We start from the raw sequence: 16,038 nt of genomic DNA, 5'->3' as shown, positions 1-16,038 counted from the left end.
GAGGAGCAACCAGCATGGCTTTACCTCGATCGATGAATTTACCCGCGTCCACCACGGCGGATGCCGTCGACGAGACGTTCGACGTGATCGTGGTCGGGTTCGGCGGCGCGGGCGCGTGCGCCGCGATAGCGGCCGCCGAGGCGGGCACCCGCGTCCTCGTCCTGGACCGTTTCTACGGCGGCGGTTCGACGATCCATTCGGGCGGCGTCGTCTACGCCGGTGGCGGGACGGCCCAGCAGGAACAGGCCGGGATCGCCGACACCGTCGAAGGAATGTACGAGTACCTCCGCCTCGAGGTCGGCGACGCGGTCGGCGAGAAGACTCTGCGCCGGTTCGTCGAGGGCAGCCGGGAGATGGTCGAGTGGCTTGGCCGGCAGGGGCTGGAGTTCGAGGGAAGCCTCTGCCCCTACAAGACGTCGTACCCGACGAACCGGCATTACCTCTACTACTCCGGTAACGAGCTCGCCTCCGGTTACGCCGACGTCGCGCCGCCGGCGCCGCGAGGGCACCGCACGCACGCGAGGAACTTCTCGGGGGCGACCTTCTACGGCCGGCTGCGGGAGTCGGCGCTGCGCCTGGGGGTCACCTTCCGTCCCCTCGCCGAGGTGCAGAGTCTGGTGGTCGACGACGGCCGGGTGGTCGGCGTGGAGTACGACGCGCCGCTGCCCGGGCGCGAACCGGGCGGGTGGCACCGGAAGTTCACCGAGCTCGCGGCCAAGGCGCACGTCTGGAACCCGGCGTTCGGCGCCCGGCTGAGCGCGGTCGCGGTCGCCGCCGCCCGCCGGCGGTCGACGCGGCGACGGGTCCGGGCGACGGGCGGGGTGGTGCTCACCACCGGCGGCCACGGCTTCAACCGGGAACTCGTCGCGCGGCACGCCCCCGCCTGGGCGGGGCTTACCGCGCTGGGCACGGCGGGCGACACCGGCGCGGCCCTGCGCCTCGCCGCGGACGTGGACGCCGCCACCTCCCATCTGGAGAAGATGTCCGGCTGGCGGTTCCTCTCGCCGCCGTCGGCCTTCATGCGCGGGATCGTCGTGAGCGCCGAGGGCGCCCGGATCGCCAACGAGCAGCTTTACGGCGCGACCCTCTCGACGCCGCTCGTCGAAGACCACCACGCCCACGGCTACCTGGTGGTCGACGCGCAGACGTGGCGCAGCGCCCGCGGCCAGATCCGTGAGCAGTCGGCCTTCTTCCACCTCCCGCAGCTTGCCTATCTGTTCGGCCCCGCCGGTCACCGACGCGCCGCCACCCTCGCCGAGCTGGCCCGCGGCCAGGGCATCGACCCGGCGGGCCTGGAGAAGACCGTCCGGGAATACAACGAGACGGCTGCCGCCGGCCTGCCGGACCCCTTCGGGAAGAACGGCGAGTTCCACCGCGCGATCGGCGACGGCCCCTACTACTCGGTGGACGTGTCGGCCCGCGCGTCGTCGCTGTACCCGTTCCCGTTCATCACCCTCGGCGGCCTCGTGGTCGACGAGGACAGCGGCGCCGTTCTGCGTCGCGACGGGTCGATCGTGCCCGGACTGTACGCCGGCGGTCGCTCGGCGGTCGGTCTGTGCAGCAACAGCTACGTGTCCGGGCTCTCCCTCGCCGACGCCGTCTTCTCCGGACGCCGTGCCGGTGCGCACGCCGCGGGCGGATCCGTCCCCTCCACGCAACGGGAGTTCGCATGACCACCTCGACGTCCCTGGATGCCGCCGCCCCGGCGGACCTCTCCGCGCCACCGGATCCCGAGGTCCAGCTCGAACTGTTCCGGACCGCGACCCGGATCGCGCGGTTCGACGAGAAGTACCGCTCCCTGATGACCAGCGGCGCGATCGGCGGCATGTACTACTCGCCGCGCGGTCAGGAGTTCGCCGCCGCCTCGGTCGCCGCCCACCTGCGCCGCGACGACTACGTCGTCACCACCTACCGCGGGTTGCACGACCAGATCGCCAAGGGCGTCCCGCTGCGCCCGCTGTGGGCGGAGTATCTCGGTAAGGCGGCCGGTACCTGCGGCGGCAAGGGCGGCCCGATGCACGTCACCGCGCCCGAGTACGGGCTCATGGTGACCACCGGGGTCGTCGGCGCCGGCCTGCCGATCGCCAACGGGCTGGCCCTGTCGGCCCAGCTACGCGGCACCGATCAGGTCACCGTCGTCAACTTCGGCGACGGCGCGTCGAACATCGGCGCGTTCCACGAGGCCCTGAACCTGGCCTCGATCTGGCGCCTGCCCGTCGTCTTCGTCTGCCAGAACAACCGGTACGCCGAATACACCCCGCTGCGCGAGGGAACCTCCGTCGACCGGATCGCGAATCGGGCCGCCGCATACTCCATGCCGGGCCTCACGGTGGACGGGAACGACCCGATCGAGCTGTACAACGCCGCCGGCGCCGCGATCCGACGGGCCAGGACCGGCGGCGGGCCGACGCTGCTGGAGGCGATGACCTTCCGGTTCTGCGGTCACATCATGGGCGATCAGCAGGTCTACATCCCCCAGGAGGAGCTGCGGGCCGCCGTCGCGGCCGACCCGCTGGTCCGCTTCCGGGCGCAGCTCGCGGCCGTGTTCACCGAGACGGAGCTCGCCGCAGTCGAACGCGCCGCCGCGGACGAGGTGGCGGACGCCTGGGAGTTCGCGCGGACCGCCGAACTGCCCGCGGAGAGCGAACTGACCACCGACGTGTACGCGGGCACCGCGCAGGACGGAGCGAGGAAATGACGACCGCTGGGACGGCGACGCAGGAGACCGCCCGCACGCTCGGCATGGTGCAGGCCATCAACGAGGCCCTCGACGTCGCGCTGGGTACCGACCCGGCGGTCTTCGCCCTCGGCGAGGACATCCAGGAACCCGGCGGCGGCGGGTTCGGCGTCCACAAGGGCCTGGGCGTGAAACACGGCGCCCACCGCGTCCGGATGACCCCCATCTCGGAGCAGGCCATCATGGGCGCGGCCATCGGCGCCGCCATCTCGGGCCTGCGGCCCGTCGCCGAGATCATGCTGATGAACTTCGTGCACGTCTGCATGGACCAGCTCGTCAACCATGCCGCGAAGCTGCGCTACATGTCCGGCGGGCGCACCCCGGTGCCGCTGACCGTCCGCACCGCCACCGGCGCCGGCGGCGGCTTCGGCGCGCAGCATTCGGACATGCTCGAAGCCCAGCTCGTGCACGCGGCCGGGCTCAAGGTGGTGGTGCCGAGCAACCCCGCCGACGCCAAGGGGCTGTTGCTGTCCTGCATCTTCGACGACGACCCGTGCGTCTTCGTCGAGATGACCGGGCTCTACTTCGCCGCCCGCGGCCCCGTGCCCGCCGGGGACCACCGCATCCCCCTGGGGCAGGCGACCATCGCCCGCGCGGGCGATGACGTCACGGTGGTCACCTACGGGCGCCAGGTGGCCGACTGCCTGGCCGTCGCCGAGCAGCTCGCGGACGAGGGGGTGGGAGTCGAGGTGATCGACCTGCGCACCCTGGCGCCGCTCGACACCACGACGCTGCTCGGCTCCGTCGCCCGGACCCGCCGGGCCGTGGTCGTCCACGAGGCGGTGCGCCGCAACGGGTTCGGCGCCGAGCTCTCCGCGACGATCCACGCCGAGCTGTTCGGCCAGCTCGCGGCGCCGGTCGTCCGGGTCACCGCTCCCGACACGCCGGTGCCCTACGCGAAGTCCCTCGAAGAGGCCTACATCCCGAGCCGGTCGCGGATCGCGGCGGCCATCCGATCCACGCTCTGATCCCGGCCGGCGATCCAGGCACCGATCCAGGCACCGATCCAGGCACTGGCCGAGGGCCGCGAACAGTCGAAGGAGACACCCCCGGTGGCGGAGGAACTGCGTATCCCCCAGCTCGGAGTGACGATGACGGAGGGCATCATTGGCGAGTGGCTCGCCGACGACGGCGCCAGCGTCGAGGAGGGCCAGCCGCTCTACGTCCTGGCGACCGACAAGACCGAGACCGAGATCGAGGCGCCCGCCGCGGGCAGGCTCGTCATCCTCGGTGTGCCGGAGGAGACCTACCCGGTGGGCACCCTCGTCGGCCGGATCGAATGATCGCGAGGCCCGAGATGTTCGCCGCGATCGGTGCGCCGCTGCCGCCGGTGCTCGACGACCAACGACCGAGATGATCGTGACAATCGCAGCAGATGCCACCGTTGCGCCCCGGACCCCGCTGCGAGTGGGGTTGCGGTACGACATGCGGGTGCCGGCCGAGTTCGGGCGCTCGACACAGGAGTTGTACGGCGCCGCGCTCGAGCAGGCGAGCTGGGCGGAGGCCAAGGGCTTCGACGACATCAAGGTCACCGAGCATCACGGCTGAGACGATTCGTACCTGCCCTCGCCCGTTCTGCCCGCGACGGCGTTCGCGGCCAGAACACGGCGAATTCGGCTCAGCCTGAGCGTCATCGTTCTCCCGTTGTACGACGTCCTGCGGGCCGCGGAGGATCTGGCCGTGCTCGACGTGATCAGCGACGGCCGCCTCGAGGTGGTCGTCGGAGCCGGGTACCGGCCCGCGGAGTACGCGATGTTCGGCCGCTCCTTCGCGGGCCGTGGTTCGCAGGTGGAGGACGCCGTCCCGCTGCTGCGGCGGGCGTGGAGCGGCGAGCCGTTCGACCACCGCGGCACCACCGTCCGGGTGACGCCCGTGCCGGTGCACCAGCCGGGGCCGCCGGTGCTGCTGGGCGGGTCGTCCCCGGCGGCGGCCCGGCGCGCGGCGCGCGGCGCGCGTCGCCGACGGGTTCGTGCCGATCGACGCACCGCTGGTCGAGGTCTGTCGCGCCGAGTGCGCGGCGCTCGGGCGCGAGCCTGGCCTCACGATGTCCCGGATCGGGCCGATGTTCCTCCACGTGTCCGATGATCCCGAACGGGCGTGGGCGCGGATCGCGCCGCACGCGCTGCACGAGACCAACTCCTACGCGCAATGGCTCGCGTCGGCCGGCGGCGGGGTCTACCGGCCGGCGGAGGATGCCGACGTGCTGCGCGCCGGCGGGAGCTACGTGGTGGTCACGCCGCAGGAGTGCGTCACGCTGCTCACGACGCTGCGACAGCCGGGAAACGACGTGGTCGCGCTGCACCCGCTGAGGGGCGGGTTGGACCCGAGGCTGGGCTGGGAGTCACTGGAACTGTTCGCGGACAAGGTGCTGCCCGCGCTCGACGGCGCCCGCGGGGACCCGCCCGGAGAGGTCTGACCACAGCGCCCGGTCAGCCCGGGTCCTGGTGAGGTGCGCCGGTGGTCGGCCGGATCGAGTGATCTCGGACGCCTGCCGACGACGTCGATGGTCGGGTCAGCGTCTGGTCACTCCGGGCTGCCCGTGCGGTAACGTATGGCGATAGGTTTGTTACGTTTCGTCCTTGCTGCGGTTTCCGATCCGGGCGCCCATCTGCGCGGCCGGCGTGCGGGTCTGGCCGCGGCAGGCGTCCCGGATCAGGAGTCGTCATGGCGCTGCTGCTGGCCGATGAATGGGACGACCACCTGCCGGGTTATTCGCTGCTGGTCTTCCGGGACGGCACGGGGGAGCGTCTCGCGCCACCGCCGGGGCTGGTACCTGCGGAGGAGGGTGTCGAGGTCCCCGGCGTCGACCTGGTCGGTGGCCTCGTCTCCACCGGGCTCGGCTGGATGTTCGGCAACCTGCGGTGGTCGGACCGGGAGCCTCGGGTGCGGTTCGAGGTCTGGGACGACGCCCCCGACCTCGACCTCGACAGCGGGCGATGGGAGGACGTGGTCGAGACGCCGTACTGGTCCGCCAGCGGAACCGTGATCCTCGACGAACTGGTGCACACCGGCGGCCTGCGGACCATCCGTCTGGGCTCGCCCGGCGCCTACCGGATGCGGGCGTCCTACCGCGAGGGGTTCATGTCGGACCTGGGCGCGCCGGTGGACGAGGCCCAGCCCCGCGAGACCGCTGACGGCGTCGTCGAGGAATGGCGGGTGCAGACCTGGCCGGACCGGACGGCGGCCGACGGTGGTCCCGAACCGCCGCGCTGGCGGGCGCGCCGCCGCACCGCGGCGGCCCATCGTCGTACCAGCGGCTGGTCGAGCACGTACCTGGGCCACGTCGGCATGGATCTGCTCGACGCGGTCCAGGCGCTCGGCCGGCCGGTGACCGCGGCGGAGATCACCGCCTGGTACGCCGAGCGGGGCGGTGACGCCGACGCCGACGCCCTCGCCGCGCCGCTGTGGCCGTCGCCGTCGCCGCCGCACCCCACCGGCCACCCGGATCAGGACGCCGAACTCGCGCGTCGGCACGCCGAGCGCATCGCCGAGGGCGAGGCCGGGCGGGCCCGGCTCGCGGGGTTCGCGGCCGAGCTCGGCGTGCCCGTTCCCGGGACCCGGGGGGAACTGCTCGACTTCCTGGTCGCCGCCGGTCAACTCACCGCCACGGACTCCCCGGCCGGCGAGGCTGATCAGGGACCTCCCGGCGGACCCGGCGCGGCGGACGCCGTCCGGGTTCGGACCTACCAGGCGCACCCCGATCCGCCGACGGTCGCCGAGACGGTGACGATCCCGGCGGCCGAGGCGGCGAACCTCGACCGGCACAACGCGACGAGGACGCAGGGTGAGCTCGCCGCCGATGTCCTGGCCGTCGTGACCTGGTCGCCGGACCGCCGGTACCCGACCACGACGGCCGCCCTGGCCGACCGCCTGCTCATCTCGACCGAACGGGCCCGCGAGGTGCTGCGGCACCTCGTCGACGTCGAGGTGCTGACGGTCGAGGGCGATCCGGCACACGAAGAGGCGGGGATCGTCCTGCGGTGGCGTGCGCACACCACCGAACCCCCGGTCGTAACCGGCGTGGACGAGCAGGCGGCGGGCGAGGCGGGCGGCTCCGGGCGGGACGCGTTCGAGGCCTTGCTCGGCGAGCTGGCCGAGCGCTACCCGTCCCCGTCGGCGGTGGTCCCGCCGCCGGACGCCACCGGACGATCGGCCTGGTTCACCGGATACTTCGCCCTCCCAGGCCCGGCACCGCGGGCCGAGGCCCCAGCCGCGGGCGCGCCGCCGCGCCACGGGATCGTCACCTCGGACGGCGCCGTCGTGGTGTGGCGCTGCGGGAACCCGGTGACGCTCGCGCGGCTGCCCGGATCCCCCAGCCGCGCCGTGGCGACCCCGTTCGGCGTGGTCGTCGCCACCGGCGACGGGTTGTTCGCGGTCCGCCCCGACGGGCAGGTCGACCGGCTCGCCGACGACGTGCATCGGCGGTTCTTCGTCACGCGTAGCGGGCGGTTCGCCGCTGTCGTCGAGGCCGAGTGGCCGACGGTGCGAATGCGTGACGTCGTCGACCGGCTGACGTGGATCTCGGTGGTGGACGGCTCGCGCCGGGTCGCGCCGCTGGACCCCGACAACGACGTCCGCGTCGTCGGGGTGCACGGCGAGACCGCGTTCGTCGAGGTCAACTACGGCGGATCGGCCCATGGGCGCCGGGGCGGGTACCTGGGCTGGACGCCGGACGACGCCCCGCAATGGCTGGAGCGGGGGATGGGCCAGGTCGACCCGCTCAGCGGGGCGCAGCTTGGCTACCGGGACGGAGCCCCGCTGGTCACCTGGCTCGACGGGAGCCGGTTCGGGGTGCCGATCGACCCAACGCCCAGGCTCGCCCCCGGCGGCCGGCGTGTCTACACGCTGCGCCACGACAGGCCGGCGATGACCTTCTTCGACGTGACCGACCCGTCCGAACCGGCGGTGACCTGGCTGCCGACCGCGGTCAGGCCGGACGACGGAGCATGGGAGGACGAGCGGAACCTGCTGCTGCTGCCCGAGGGATGGCTGGACGGCGGGTGGGTCGCGCTGCGGTGTGACACCCACACCGGGCGGCTGACGAGGGTGCCCCTACCCGGCGAGGGGCCGCCGCCGATCCTCGTCCGCGCCCTGAGCTGATCCTGCCGCGGAGTTCTGCGGACTTCTTGATCGGCAGCCGAAGAGTCGGCGCGGGGAGGGCCGCGCCGGCGCTCAGCCCGGGGGGAAGGCCGTGACGGGCCCGGCCACCGACAGCCGCACCCGGGCACCCGGGCGAGGGAGGCTGTCGCCCGAAACCCGCGCGGTCACGGCGAGGCCGGACCGGTCGAGCCGAAGCTCCACGGTGGCGTCGTGGCCGAAGTACCGCACCTCGACCACCCGCCCGCCCACCCCGTCGTGGTCGGTCGTCCTGTCGTGGTCGGCTGTCCCGTCGTGGTCGGTCGTCCCGTCGTGGTCGGGGTCGCCGTCCGCCGGGGGGAGGAGCCTGATCTGCTCCGGACGCACGAGCAGGCGGGCCTCGCCCTGGGGGGACCCCGGCGGGACGGTGAGCTCGCCGAGGTCGCAGGCGGCGGTGCACGCGGTGACCACGGCGGGCACGAACGCGGCGGCGCCGACGAAGGCCGCCACCGTCGGGTTGGCGGGTGCGGCGTAGACGTCCTGCGGGGCGCCGACCTGGGCGATGCGCCCGGCGGACATGACCGCGACCTGGTCGGCGAGCGACAGCGCCTCGTTCTGGTCGTGCGTGACCAGCAGCGCGGTGGTCCCGCCCGCGCGCAGCGCGTCGACGACGGCGCGGGCGGTGCCGAGGCGCAGGGCGGCGTCCAGGGAGGAGAACGGCTCGTCGAGCAGCACCAGGGACGGCCGCGGGGCCAGCGCCCGCGCCAGCGCCACCCGCTGCTGCTGGCCGCCGGAGAGCTGGTGGGGGAAGCGGTGGGCCAGGCCCGCGTCCAGCCCGACGAGCTCCAGCAGCTCGCCGGCCCGTCGGGCGCTGCGGCGCTCGGCGCGCGGCAGGCCGAAGCCGATGTTGGCCGCGACGTCGACGTGGGGGAACAGGGCGCCCTCCTGCGGGACGTACCCGACGCGGCGCCGTTGGGCGGGGAGGCTGCGGCCAGGGCCGAAGACCCGCTCGGGGCCGAAGTCGATGGTCCCGCCGTCGGGGTCGCCAAACCCCGCCACCAGCCGCAGCAGGGTGGTCTTGCCGCAGCCGGACGGTCCCAGCACCGCCGTCACGCTCCCGTCGGGCACATGCAGGTCCACTGCGACGAGCGCGGCCGTGGTGCCGAACCGCTTGGCCACTCCGGTCACGGTCAGCGCGGTCATGAACCTCTCCGGGCGGAACGGGTGAGCAGGAAGGTCGCCGGGGCCGACAGCAGCACCATCAGGCCGGCGTAGGGGGCGGCCGCGCCGTAGTCGACGTCGCGGACGTTGCTCCAGAACTCGGTCGCCAGCGTCTCGGTGCCGGTAGGCGAGAGCAGCAGGGTCGCGGTGAGCTCGGTGACCACGGCGAGGAACACCAGGATGGCGCCGGCACCGACGCCGGGGGCGATCAGCGGCAGGGTGACCCGCCGCCAGGCCTGCACCGGGCGGATGCCGAGCGAGTGCGCGACGTCGTCCAGGACGGGCGGCGCCTGCGCGATCGCGTTGCGCACCGCGACCGTGGCCCGCGGCAGGAACATGATCGCGTATGCGACGATCAGCAGGGTGGTGGTCTGATACACCGCCGGCACGATCTCCAACGAGACCGTGACCAGGGCGAGCGCCACCACGATGCCCGGCAGTGCGTTGGCCGTGAAGGTGCTGCGTTCGATCAGCATCCCGATCCGGCCCGGGTGGCGTACCGCGAGCCAGGCCACCGGGAGCGCCAGCAGGACGGCGCACAGCGCGCCGGCGAGGCCGAGCCCGGCCGCGGTCGCGGTGGCGGTGGCCAGGTCGGCGGCGGGGAAGGCGGTGGAGGCGCCGACCACCAGCCAGCGCACGAGGTTGACCAGCGGCACGCCGAGCGCCAGGACCACGACCGCGCCGAGCCCGGCGAGGGCGGGGGCGGCGAACCAGCCCAGCCGGGCGGGCTGCGCGGTGCGGCTGGCGCCCGAGCCGAGCCGGGCGTAGCGGTGCCGGCCGCGCAGGCCCAGTTCGGTGACGACCAGGACCCCGCAGTACAGCACCAGCACGACGGCGAGCATGTTCGCCGCCGGGCTGTTGAACGACGACAGGTACTGGTCGTAGATGGCCGTGGTGAAGGTGGGGAAGCGCAGCATCTGCAGGGCGCCGAACTCGGCGAGCAGGTGCAGGCCGACCAGCAGGGACCCGCCGAGGACGGCCGGGCGCAGCTGGGGGAGCACGACGCGGGCGAACGTCCGCCACGGGCCGAGCCCGAGGGAGCGGGCGGACTCCTCCAGCGCCGGGTCCAGCCCCCGCAGCGTCGCGCCGACAGGGAGGTAGACCAGCGGGTAGTAGGCGAGGGTGACGATCAGCAGGGCCCCCCGGTAGCCCTCGACGGCCGAGGTCAGCGAGACCCAGCCGTAGCTGACGACGAACGCCGGCAGGGCCAGCGGGGCGGCGAGCAGCACGTGCCAGACCCGCCGTCCCGGCAGGTCCGTCCGTTCCACCAGCCAGGCGGCGGCCGTGCCGAGCACGGCGCTGGCCGCCATCCCGCCGATCACGAGCTCGGTGGTGTTGACCAGCAGCTCGCCGACCCGGGGCCGGATCAGCAGCCGGCGGGCCTCCGTCCAGCCGGTGCTGATCGTGTACCCGATGACGAAGAACAGCGGGACGGCGGCGAGTAGCGCGACGAGCACGCAGGCCAGCAGCAGGGGACGCGGATACCCCGGGCGGCTGCCCGCCCGCCGCACCGCTGCCGCCGCCGCCGCCGTCGTCGTCGTCGGTGGCGGCGCGGGCGCGGGCGCGGTGTTCAGAGCAGGTCCGCCTCTTGCATCAGCTCGACGACCTTCGGCCCGTTCAGGGTGGAGACGTCGATGGCGGGCGGATCGAGTTTCGCCAGCGGGGTCAGCGCGGGGTTCGTGGGGACCTTGGCCGACACGGCGTACTCCAGGGCGCCGCTGTCGACCAGCGTCTTCTGCCCAGCCTCGCTGGTGAGGAAGTTGACCAGCCGCTGTGCCTCGGTCGGATGGTCGCTGGCCGCGAGCACGCCGGCCCCGGAGACGCTGACGAACGCGCCCGGGTCCCGGTGGCCGAAGAAGTGCAGGTCGACGTTGCGGCTGTCCTCGCCCGACTCCGCCTGGTCCTGGTACCAGTAGTAGTGGTAGATCACCGCGGCGGGGACCTCGCCGGCGTTCACGGCGCGCATCGCGGCGATGTTGTTGGCGTAGATCTTCGCGTTGCGCTTCAGCCCGGCGAGCCACGTGGCGGTGGCGTCCTCGCCCTTCACCGCGAGTACGGCGCTGACGATGGCCTGGAAGTCCGCTCCGGCCGCGGCGACGCCGACCTTGCCCTTCCACTCCGGTCCCGCCAGATCCATGATCGACGCGGGCAGCTCGTCCTTGGTGACCTTCCCGCGGTTGTGGATGAACACCGTCGACCGGGCCGCGAAGCCGACCCAGTTGCCGGTGCCCGGGACGTACTGGTCGGGCACCTGGTCGAGGGTGGCCTGGTCGAGGTGCCGGAAGCCGCCGGCGCGGTCGACGAGCGTCATGGCCGGGGAGTTCTCGGTGACGAAGACGTCCGCCGGCGAGTTGTCGCCCTCCTGGACGATCTGGTTCGCGAGCTCGGGGTCGCCGCCGCGGCGCAGCTCGACCTTGATGCCGGTCTGCTTGGTGAACGCGTCCACCATGGTCCGCATCAGGTCCTGGTGCTGGGCGTTGTAGAGCGTGAGCGTCGTGCCGTCGTTACCCGAGCCGCACGCGGTCAGACCGACCAGGCAGGCCGCCGTCGCCAGCACGACGAAGGCTCTTCCTATCGAACCCAACGAAATCCTCCACCTGGGCAACTGGTACCTCTCACGTTCGGCGGCGCGACCGTCACCCTCGCACCCCCCGCTACCTGGACAGATCCGTCCGATCGGTCCCGAACTCCTAGCCGAGGTAGAAGTTAACTCATGCTTACCTTAGAGCTTGAGGATGTGACGAGCGGCACATCTCGCGGGCGCCATCTGCCGAGCAGGCCCATGGCGTGGAACGAGACCTTCCCCGCGGCCACGCCGACGGCGAGCGAGGCCAGCAGTGCCAGCACCGGATGGTCGTTCTGCAGGTGGGGGAACACCTGCCAGTGGGTGAGGTAGATGTAGAGCGAGCTGGCGGCCAGCGTGCCCGCCAGCCGGCGCAGCGGGCGGGGGCAGCGCAGGGTCGCGGTCCAGATCAGCAGGAGCACGCCGCCGAGCACCACGTGCTCCCGGCGCGCGTCGGCGAAGAACCCCGGGATGCTCAGCGCCGCCGCCGCCGTCACGACCAGCCGCTGGCGGACCGTGGTCGCCGCGGCGGTGGCCCATCCCAGCGCGAACAGCCAGAGCACCGCGACCGATGTCTGGGTGTGACGCGGGCCCGGCGGCAGGGCCACGACGTCGAACCGGGTGAGCAGGCCGACGGCGAGGACCGCGACGGCGACGGCGAACGGCCGGCGCCGCTGCCAGCGGTCGAACGCGGGGACGCTGAGCAGAGCCGTGAGGACCAGCAGGATCTGGACCAGGGCCTCGACGAACCAGAACTCCCAGGGCGGGCCCGCGAGGTCCGGCCCGAACACGCTGTTGAGCAGCACGATGTTGGCCAGGCCGTGTTCGTCCATGGCGAGCACGAGCGCGGTGATGAACAGGATGCTCGGCACCGCGATGTACGCGACGCTGCGCAGCAGCCCGCGCACCCGCTCGCGTCGCGGCGCCGCGGTCAGGTGGAAACGGGCGACGTTGAAGCCGGCGACGGCGATGAGCAGATGGGCACCCCCGAGGATGCCGCCGACCGCGTCGAAGGTGTTGGCGTGCGTCCCGACGATCAGCACGATCGCCACCGCGCGCAGCAGCACGCTGGTCTCGATCGAGCCGGTGGCCCCGCGTCGTCGCGGCTGCGCGCGCGGCCTGAGGTCCCGCAGGGGCGTGGTGTGCCAGCCGGGCGGCAGGTGACCGAGGGCGTCCTCCAGCCGCAGCGACAGTTCCACGTACGACAGCGAGTCACCCCCCAGGCTCACGAAGGTGCTGTCGTCGGTGACGTCGTCGCGGTGCAGCAGCTCGGCGAACAACCGGCGGACGTCGACCGGCCCGCCCGCCGGCCCGCCTCGGCCGGTGCGACCGGACGGGGACGGGGACGGGGGCGCCGGGCGGACGTCGCGGGCGAGCTGGCGCAGCGCGACCAGGTCTGGCTTGCCGGTGGCCAGACGGGGCAGGGCGGCCAGACGGTGCACGCGCACGGCGTTCTCCGGCAGCCGGCAGGCCCGTGCGACCAGCGTGCGGATCGGGGCGGTGTCCCCGTCGCCGCCGATCATCACGTCGTCGATCATCACGTCGCCCTCGATCATCACGTCGAGGGCGTCGTCGCCAGCCGCGCAGCCGGCACGCAGCCCCTGGCCGGCGAGAGTGTCCTCGACGTGCTGGAGGTCGATGCGGATCCCGAAGAGCTTGGCGAACCGGGTGCGCCGGCCGACGATCTCGTACAGGCCGTCGTCGGTGCGACGCGCGAGGTCACCGGTGCGCAGCTCGTCGAGCGTCGCGCCGAGGGCGAGGTCCGCGGGCGTGCGCGCGTAGCCCATCATGACGTTGGGCCCGCGGTACACGAGCTCACCCACGTCCTCGCCGCCCCGGATGCCCGCGGCCCCGCCTTCGCCGTCCCCGCCTTCGCCGTCCCCGCCTTCGCCGTCCCCGCCTTCGCCGTCCCCGCCTTCGCCGTCCCCGCCTTCGGTGACCTCGTAGACCTGGGTGTCCTGGGCGGCCGGGTTGTCGTCGGCCAGGGGCTCGAGCCGGAAGGAGCCGCCGGGGATCGGGATCCCGATGGTGTGGGGATGGGTCGCGGCGAGGTGCGCCGGCAGGTAGGCCATCCGCGCCGTTGCCTCGGTCTGGCCGTACATCACCACGAGGTCCCAGCCGCGGCGGCGCCCGAGCTCGGCGTAGCGGGCCACCCGCGCCGGCGCCAGCCGGCCCCCGGCCTGCGTGACGTAGCGCAGGTGCGGCAGCGACATCTGGTCGAAACCGATCCGGTCCAGCAGGTCGAACGTGTAGGGGACGCCGGCGAGCGAGGTGCCCCGCGCGTCCCGGAACAGGTCCCAGAAGCAGGCGTCCACGACCGACAGCGACGTCATGATCAGCCCGGCCCCGCGCAGCAGGTGGCTGTGCACGACCGACAGCCCGTAGCAGTAGTACAGGGGCAGGGTCGTCGCCGCGCGGTCGTCGGGGCGCAGGCCCAGGTACTCGGCGATCGACTCCGCGTTGGCCTGCAGGTTCGCGTACGACAGCCGGACCAGCTTCGGCGAGCCCGTCGAGCCCGAGGTACTCAGCAGCAGCGCGAGGTCCGGGTGAAGGTCGTGCCCCGAGCCCTCGCGACGCTGCTCGACTCGTGTCCGTGCGCCGTCCGGGCGGACCACTACGTCCGGATCGTAGGCTGCGATCAGGGCTTCGGTCGCCTCGGGATGGTCGCCCGGCACCAGCAGCACCACGTGCCCGGCGGACAGTGCCGCCAGGTACGAGACGAGCACGTCGACCGTGGTGACCGCCGCGAGGAGCACCAGGCGCCGCCCGGGGCCGAGGCTGCGGGCGGCGGTGTCGACGCGGTCCGCGAGCTCGGCGTAGGACAGCCGACCCTCGGCCGTGACGACGGCCGTGCGGTCACCGTGCCGCTCGAGGCCTTCGACGAGGAACCCCACGGCTCGCAATCCGCCGGCTCGCAATCCGCCGGCTCGGAGCCCGCGGGCTCTGGACCCGTCGGGGAGGAACCCGTCGGCGAGGGGCACGTCGGCGAGGGGCACGGTCGGGCCGAGGAAGGGCGGGACTGTGCTGGTCACCAGGACAATGTACAAGTAAAGGCAGGTTACCCTAAGGTGTTCGGGTCGCTACGCTTATGCCCTCTGTGGTCGAAGTGTCACGTCTGGTGTGCCGTCCCGGATCCCGACGTGTTGTTCGAGGGCGACGGGGTAGGGCGCGGCGCGTCCGGTGAATGCCAGCGACCCCTGGGAGGAAACATGAGTTTCAACCCACTTACGGAAAAGGGCATCAACCTCGACGAACAGGTACGAAACTGGGCCGAGCTGAATGTCGAGCCGTACGACAAGGCCTCCGTCGATCCCTACACCCGCTGTCGGGTGATCGCCATGAACGGCATCGAGGTGGAGGCGGTGATCTTCAGTCACCAGTTCAACCGCCATACCGATGTGCCCGAGGTGAAGGCCGCGCTGGCGGAGATCCGTCGCATCGAACAGCAGCAGCAGAAGGTCGTCAACTGGCTGATCCCCGCCGAGGAGTCGACGCTCGAGGTGACCCTCGGCTACGAGCAGGAGGCTGTCGACCTCACCGCGTGGCTGGCCCGCAGCGAGCCCGACCCGTACCTGAGGCAGACCTACGATTTCGGGCTACTGGAGGATTTCGACCATCTGTACCGGTATGCGAACCTCTACGAGCTGATCGAGGGCAAGCAGGCCGAGGACGTGGTGGCGCGGCTCACCGAGGTCATGCCGGGCCGACCGACCAGGGTCGAGCACCGCCACCCGGCGGACAACATCCGCAAGCACTACGATCGGCACACGGTCGACCCGCTCAGCCGACTGCACGCGCTCACGATCACGGCGGCCGAACAGCAGACGATGAACTTCTACATGAACATCGGGAACCGCTATCTCGAACCCGTCGCGCGGGGGCTCTACGCGGAGATCGGAATGGTCGAGGAGGAACACGTCACCCAGTACGAATCGATGCTCGACCCGGGCGAGAGCTGGTTCGAACAACTCCTCCTGCACGAATACAACGAATGTTACATGTACCACTCGTTCGAGGCGCAGGAGAGCGATCCCCGCATCCGCCGGATCTGGGAGCTGCATCTCGCCATGGAGATCGAGCAACTACGCATCGCGGCCGACCTGATGCGCCGCTACGACGGCCGCGATCCCCTCGAGGTGCTGCCGGCGGCGCTGCCGGAGCCCGTCCTACTGGAGCCGAACAAGCAGTACGTGCGCGAGGTGCTCGCCGACCAGGTGGACCTGACCAGCCTGGGCACCGGGTACGTGCGCGACGCCCACAAGCGCTTCCAGGAGAACCTCAAGCGGGTCAACGCCGCCGGCAACCCCAGCGAGGAGGTCATCGACATCCATCGGGAGCGGTTCGGCCGCGAGTACCGACTGCAGACCGAAGGCCCCCATCCCGTCCGGGAACTCCGCGAAGAGGCCTTCGCCGGCCAGGCCTGAGACCGAGGAGGTATGCG

At 72.5% G+C, this 16,038-nt stretch carries 13 protein-coding genes; 9 read left to right on the top strand and 4 right to left on the bottom strand.

All coding sequences use genetic code 11. The features are described 5' to 3' along the window. The first annotated feature begins 32 nt into the window (after window positions 1–32). The 8 genes from FRAQA3DRAFT_RS09005 to FRAQA3DRAFT_RS08980 all read left to right on the top strand — a co-directional run bounded on the left by FRAQA3DRAFT_RS09005 (window position 33) and on the right by FRAQA3DRAFT_RS08980 (window position 7,837). Entirely contained in the window at window positions 33–1,673 is a 1,641-nt protein-coding gene (locus FRAQA3DRAFT_RS09005) for an FAD-binding protein (protein WP_051054223.1), read from the top strand. Beyond that, window positions 1,670–2,698 (top strand): thiamine pyrophosphate-dependent dehydrogenase E1 component subunit alpha, encoded by a 1,029-nt coding sequence (locus FRAQA3DRAFT_RS09000; protein WP_009738749.1) that lies wholly within the window; start codon window positions 1,670–1,672, stop codon window positions 2,696–2,698. The genes FRAQA3DRAFT_RS09005 and FRAQA3DRAFT_RS09000 overlap by 4 nt, the downstream gene beginning before the upstream one ends. After that, entirely contained in the window at window positions 2,695–3,705 is a 1,011-nt protein-coding gene (locus FRAQA3DRAFT_RS08995) for an alpha-ketoacid dehydrogenase subunit beta (RefSeq protein ID WP_009738748.1), read from the top strand. The genes FRAQA3DRAFT_RS09000 and FRAQA3DRAFT_RS08995 overlap by 4 nt, the downstream gene beginning before the upstream one ends. Before the next feature lie 84 nt (window positions 3,706–3,789). Next, window positions 3,790–4,020, top strand: coding sequence for a lipoyl domain-containing protein (locus tag FRAQA3DRAFT_RS08990; RefSeq protein ID WP_009738747.1), 231 nt, complete (start codon window positions 3,790–3,792; stop codon window positions 4,018–4,020). Window positions 4,021–4,096: 76 nt separating this feature from the next. After that, window positions 4,097–4,285 (top strand): hypothetical protein, encoded by a 189-nt coding sequence (locus FRAQA3DRAFT_RS32765; RefSeq protein ID WP_157467220.1) that lies wholly within the window; start codon window positions 4,097–4,099, stop codon window positions 4,283–4,285. A gap of 12 nt (window positions 4,286–4,297) precedes the next feature. Beyond that, entirely contained in the window at window positions 4,298–4,822 is a 525-nt protein-coding gene (locus FRAQA3DRAFT_RS32760) for an LLM class flavin-dependent oxidoreductase (protein WP_083873537.1), read from the top strand. Next, entirely contained in the window at window positions 4,812–5,153 is a 342-nt protein-coding gene (locus FRAQA3DRAFT_RS32755; protein ID WP_051054218.1) for a hypothetical protein, read from the top strand. The genes FRAQA3DRAFT_RS32760 and FRAQA3DRAFT_RS32755 overlap by 11 nt, the downstream gene beginning before the upstream one ends. A gap of 248 nt (window positions 5,154–5,401) precedes the next feature. Next, window positions 5,402–7,837 carry a DUF6042 family protein gene (locus FRAQA3DRAFT_RS08980; RefSeq protein WP_009738746.1) on the top strand — a complete coding sequence of 812 codons (2,436 nt, stop codon included), beginning with the start codon at window positions 5,402–5,404 and terminating at the stop codon, window positions 7,835–7,837. Window positions 7,838–7,909: 72 nt separating this feature from the next. Here the strand turns inward: FRAQA3DRAFT_RS08980 and FRAQA3DRAFT_RS08975 are convergent, their stop codons facing one another. The 4 genes from FRAQA3DRAFT_RS08975 to FRAQA3DRAFT_RS36960 form a co-directional block, all read right to left on the bottom strand. Then, window positions 7,910–9,016, bottom strand: coding sequence for an ABC transporter ATP-binding protein (locus tag FRAQA3DRAFT_RS08975; RefSeq protein WP_009738745.1), 1,107 nt, complete (start codon window positions 9,014–9,016; stop codon window positions 7,910–7,912). Continuing rightward, window positions 9,013–10,545: an iron ABC transporter permease gene (locus tag FRAQA3DRAFT_RS38225; RefSeq protein WP_009738744.1), complete on the bottom strand. Its 1,533-nt coding sequence runs from the start codon at window positions 10,543–10,545 to the stop codon at window positions 9,013–9,015. The genes FRAQA3DRAFT_RS08975 and FRAQA3DRAFT_RS38225 overlap by 4 nt, the downstream gene beginning before the upstream one ends. Window positions 10,546–10,604: 59 nt before the next feature. Then, on the bottom strand, window positions 10,605–11,618 hold the full coding sequence (locus FRAQA3DRAFT_RS08965) for an iron ABC transporter substrate-binding protein (RefSeq protein WP_009738743.1): 1,014 nt from the start codon (window positions 11,616–11,618) through the stop codon (window positions 10,605–10,607). Between the two features lie 122 nt (window positions 11,619–11,740). Continuing rightward, window positions 11,741–14,515: an AMP-binding protein gene (locus FRAQA3DRAFT_RS36960; RefSeq protein ID WP_369809451.1), complete on the bottom strand. Its 2,775-nt coding sequence runs from the start codon at window positions 14,513–14,515 to the stop codon at window positions 11,741–11,743. Between the two features lie 291 nt (window positions 14,516–14,806). On the opposite strand from FRAQA3DRAFT_RS36960, the gene FRAQA3DRAFT_RS08955 reads away from it, so the two are divergent. Next, window positions 14,807–16,021: a hypothetical protein gene (locus FRAQA3DRAFT_RS08955; protein WP_009738741.1), complete on the top strand. Its 1,215-nt coding sequence runs from the start codon at window positions 14,807–14,809 to the stop codon at window positions 16,019–16,021. Window positions 16,022–16,038: the final 17 nt, after the last annotated feature.

Source organism: Frankia sp. QA3 (assembly GCF_000262465.1).
GTDB lineage: Bacteria > Actinomycetota > Actinomycetes > Frankiales > Frankiaceae > Frankia.
Note: the sequence above shows the minus strand (reverse complement) of the source record. Positions and strands in the feature narration are given on the sequence as shown.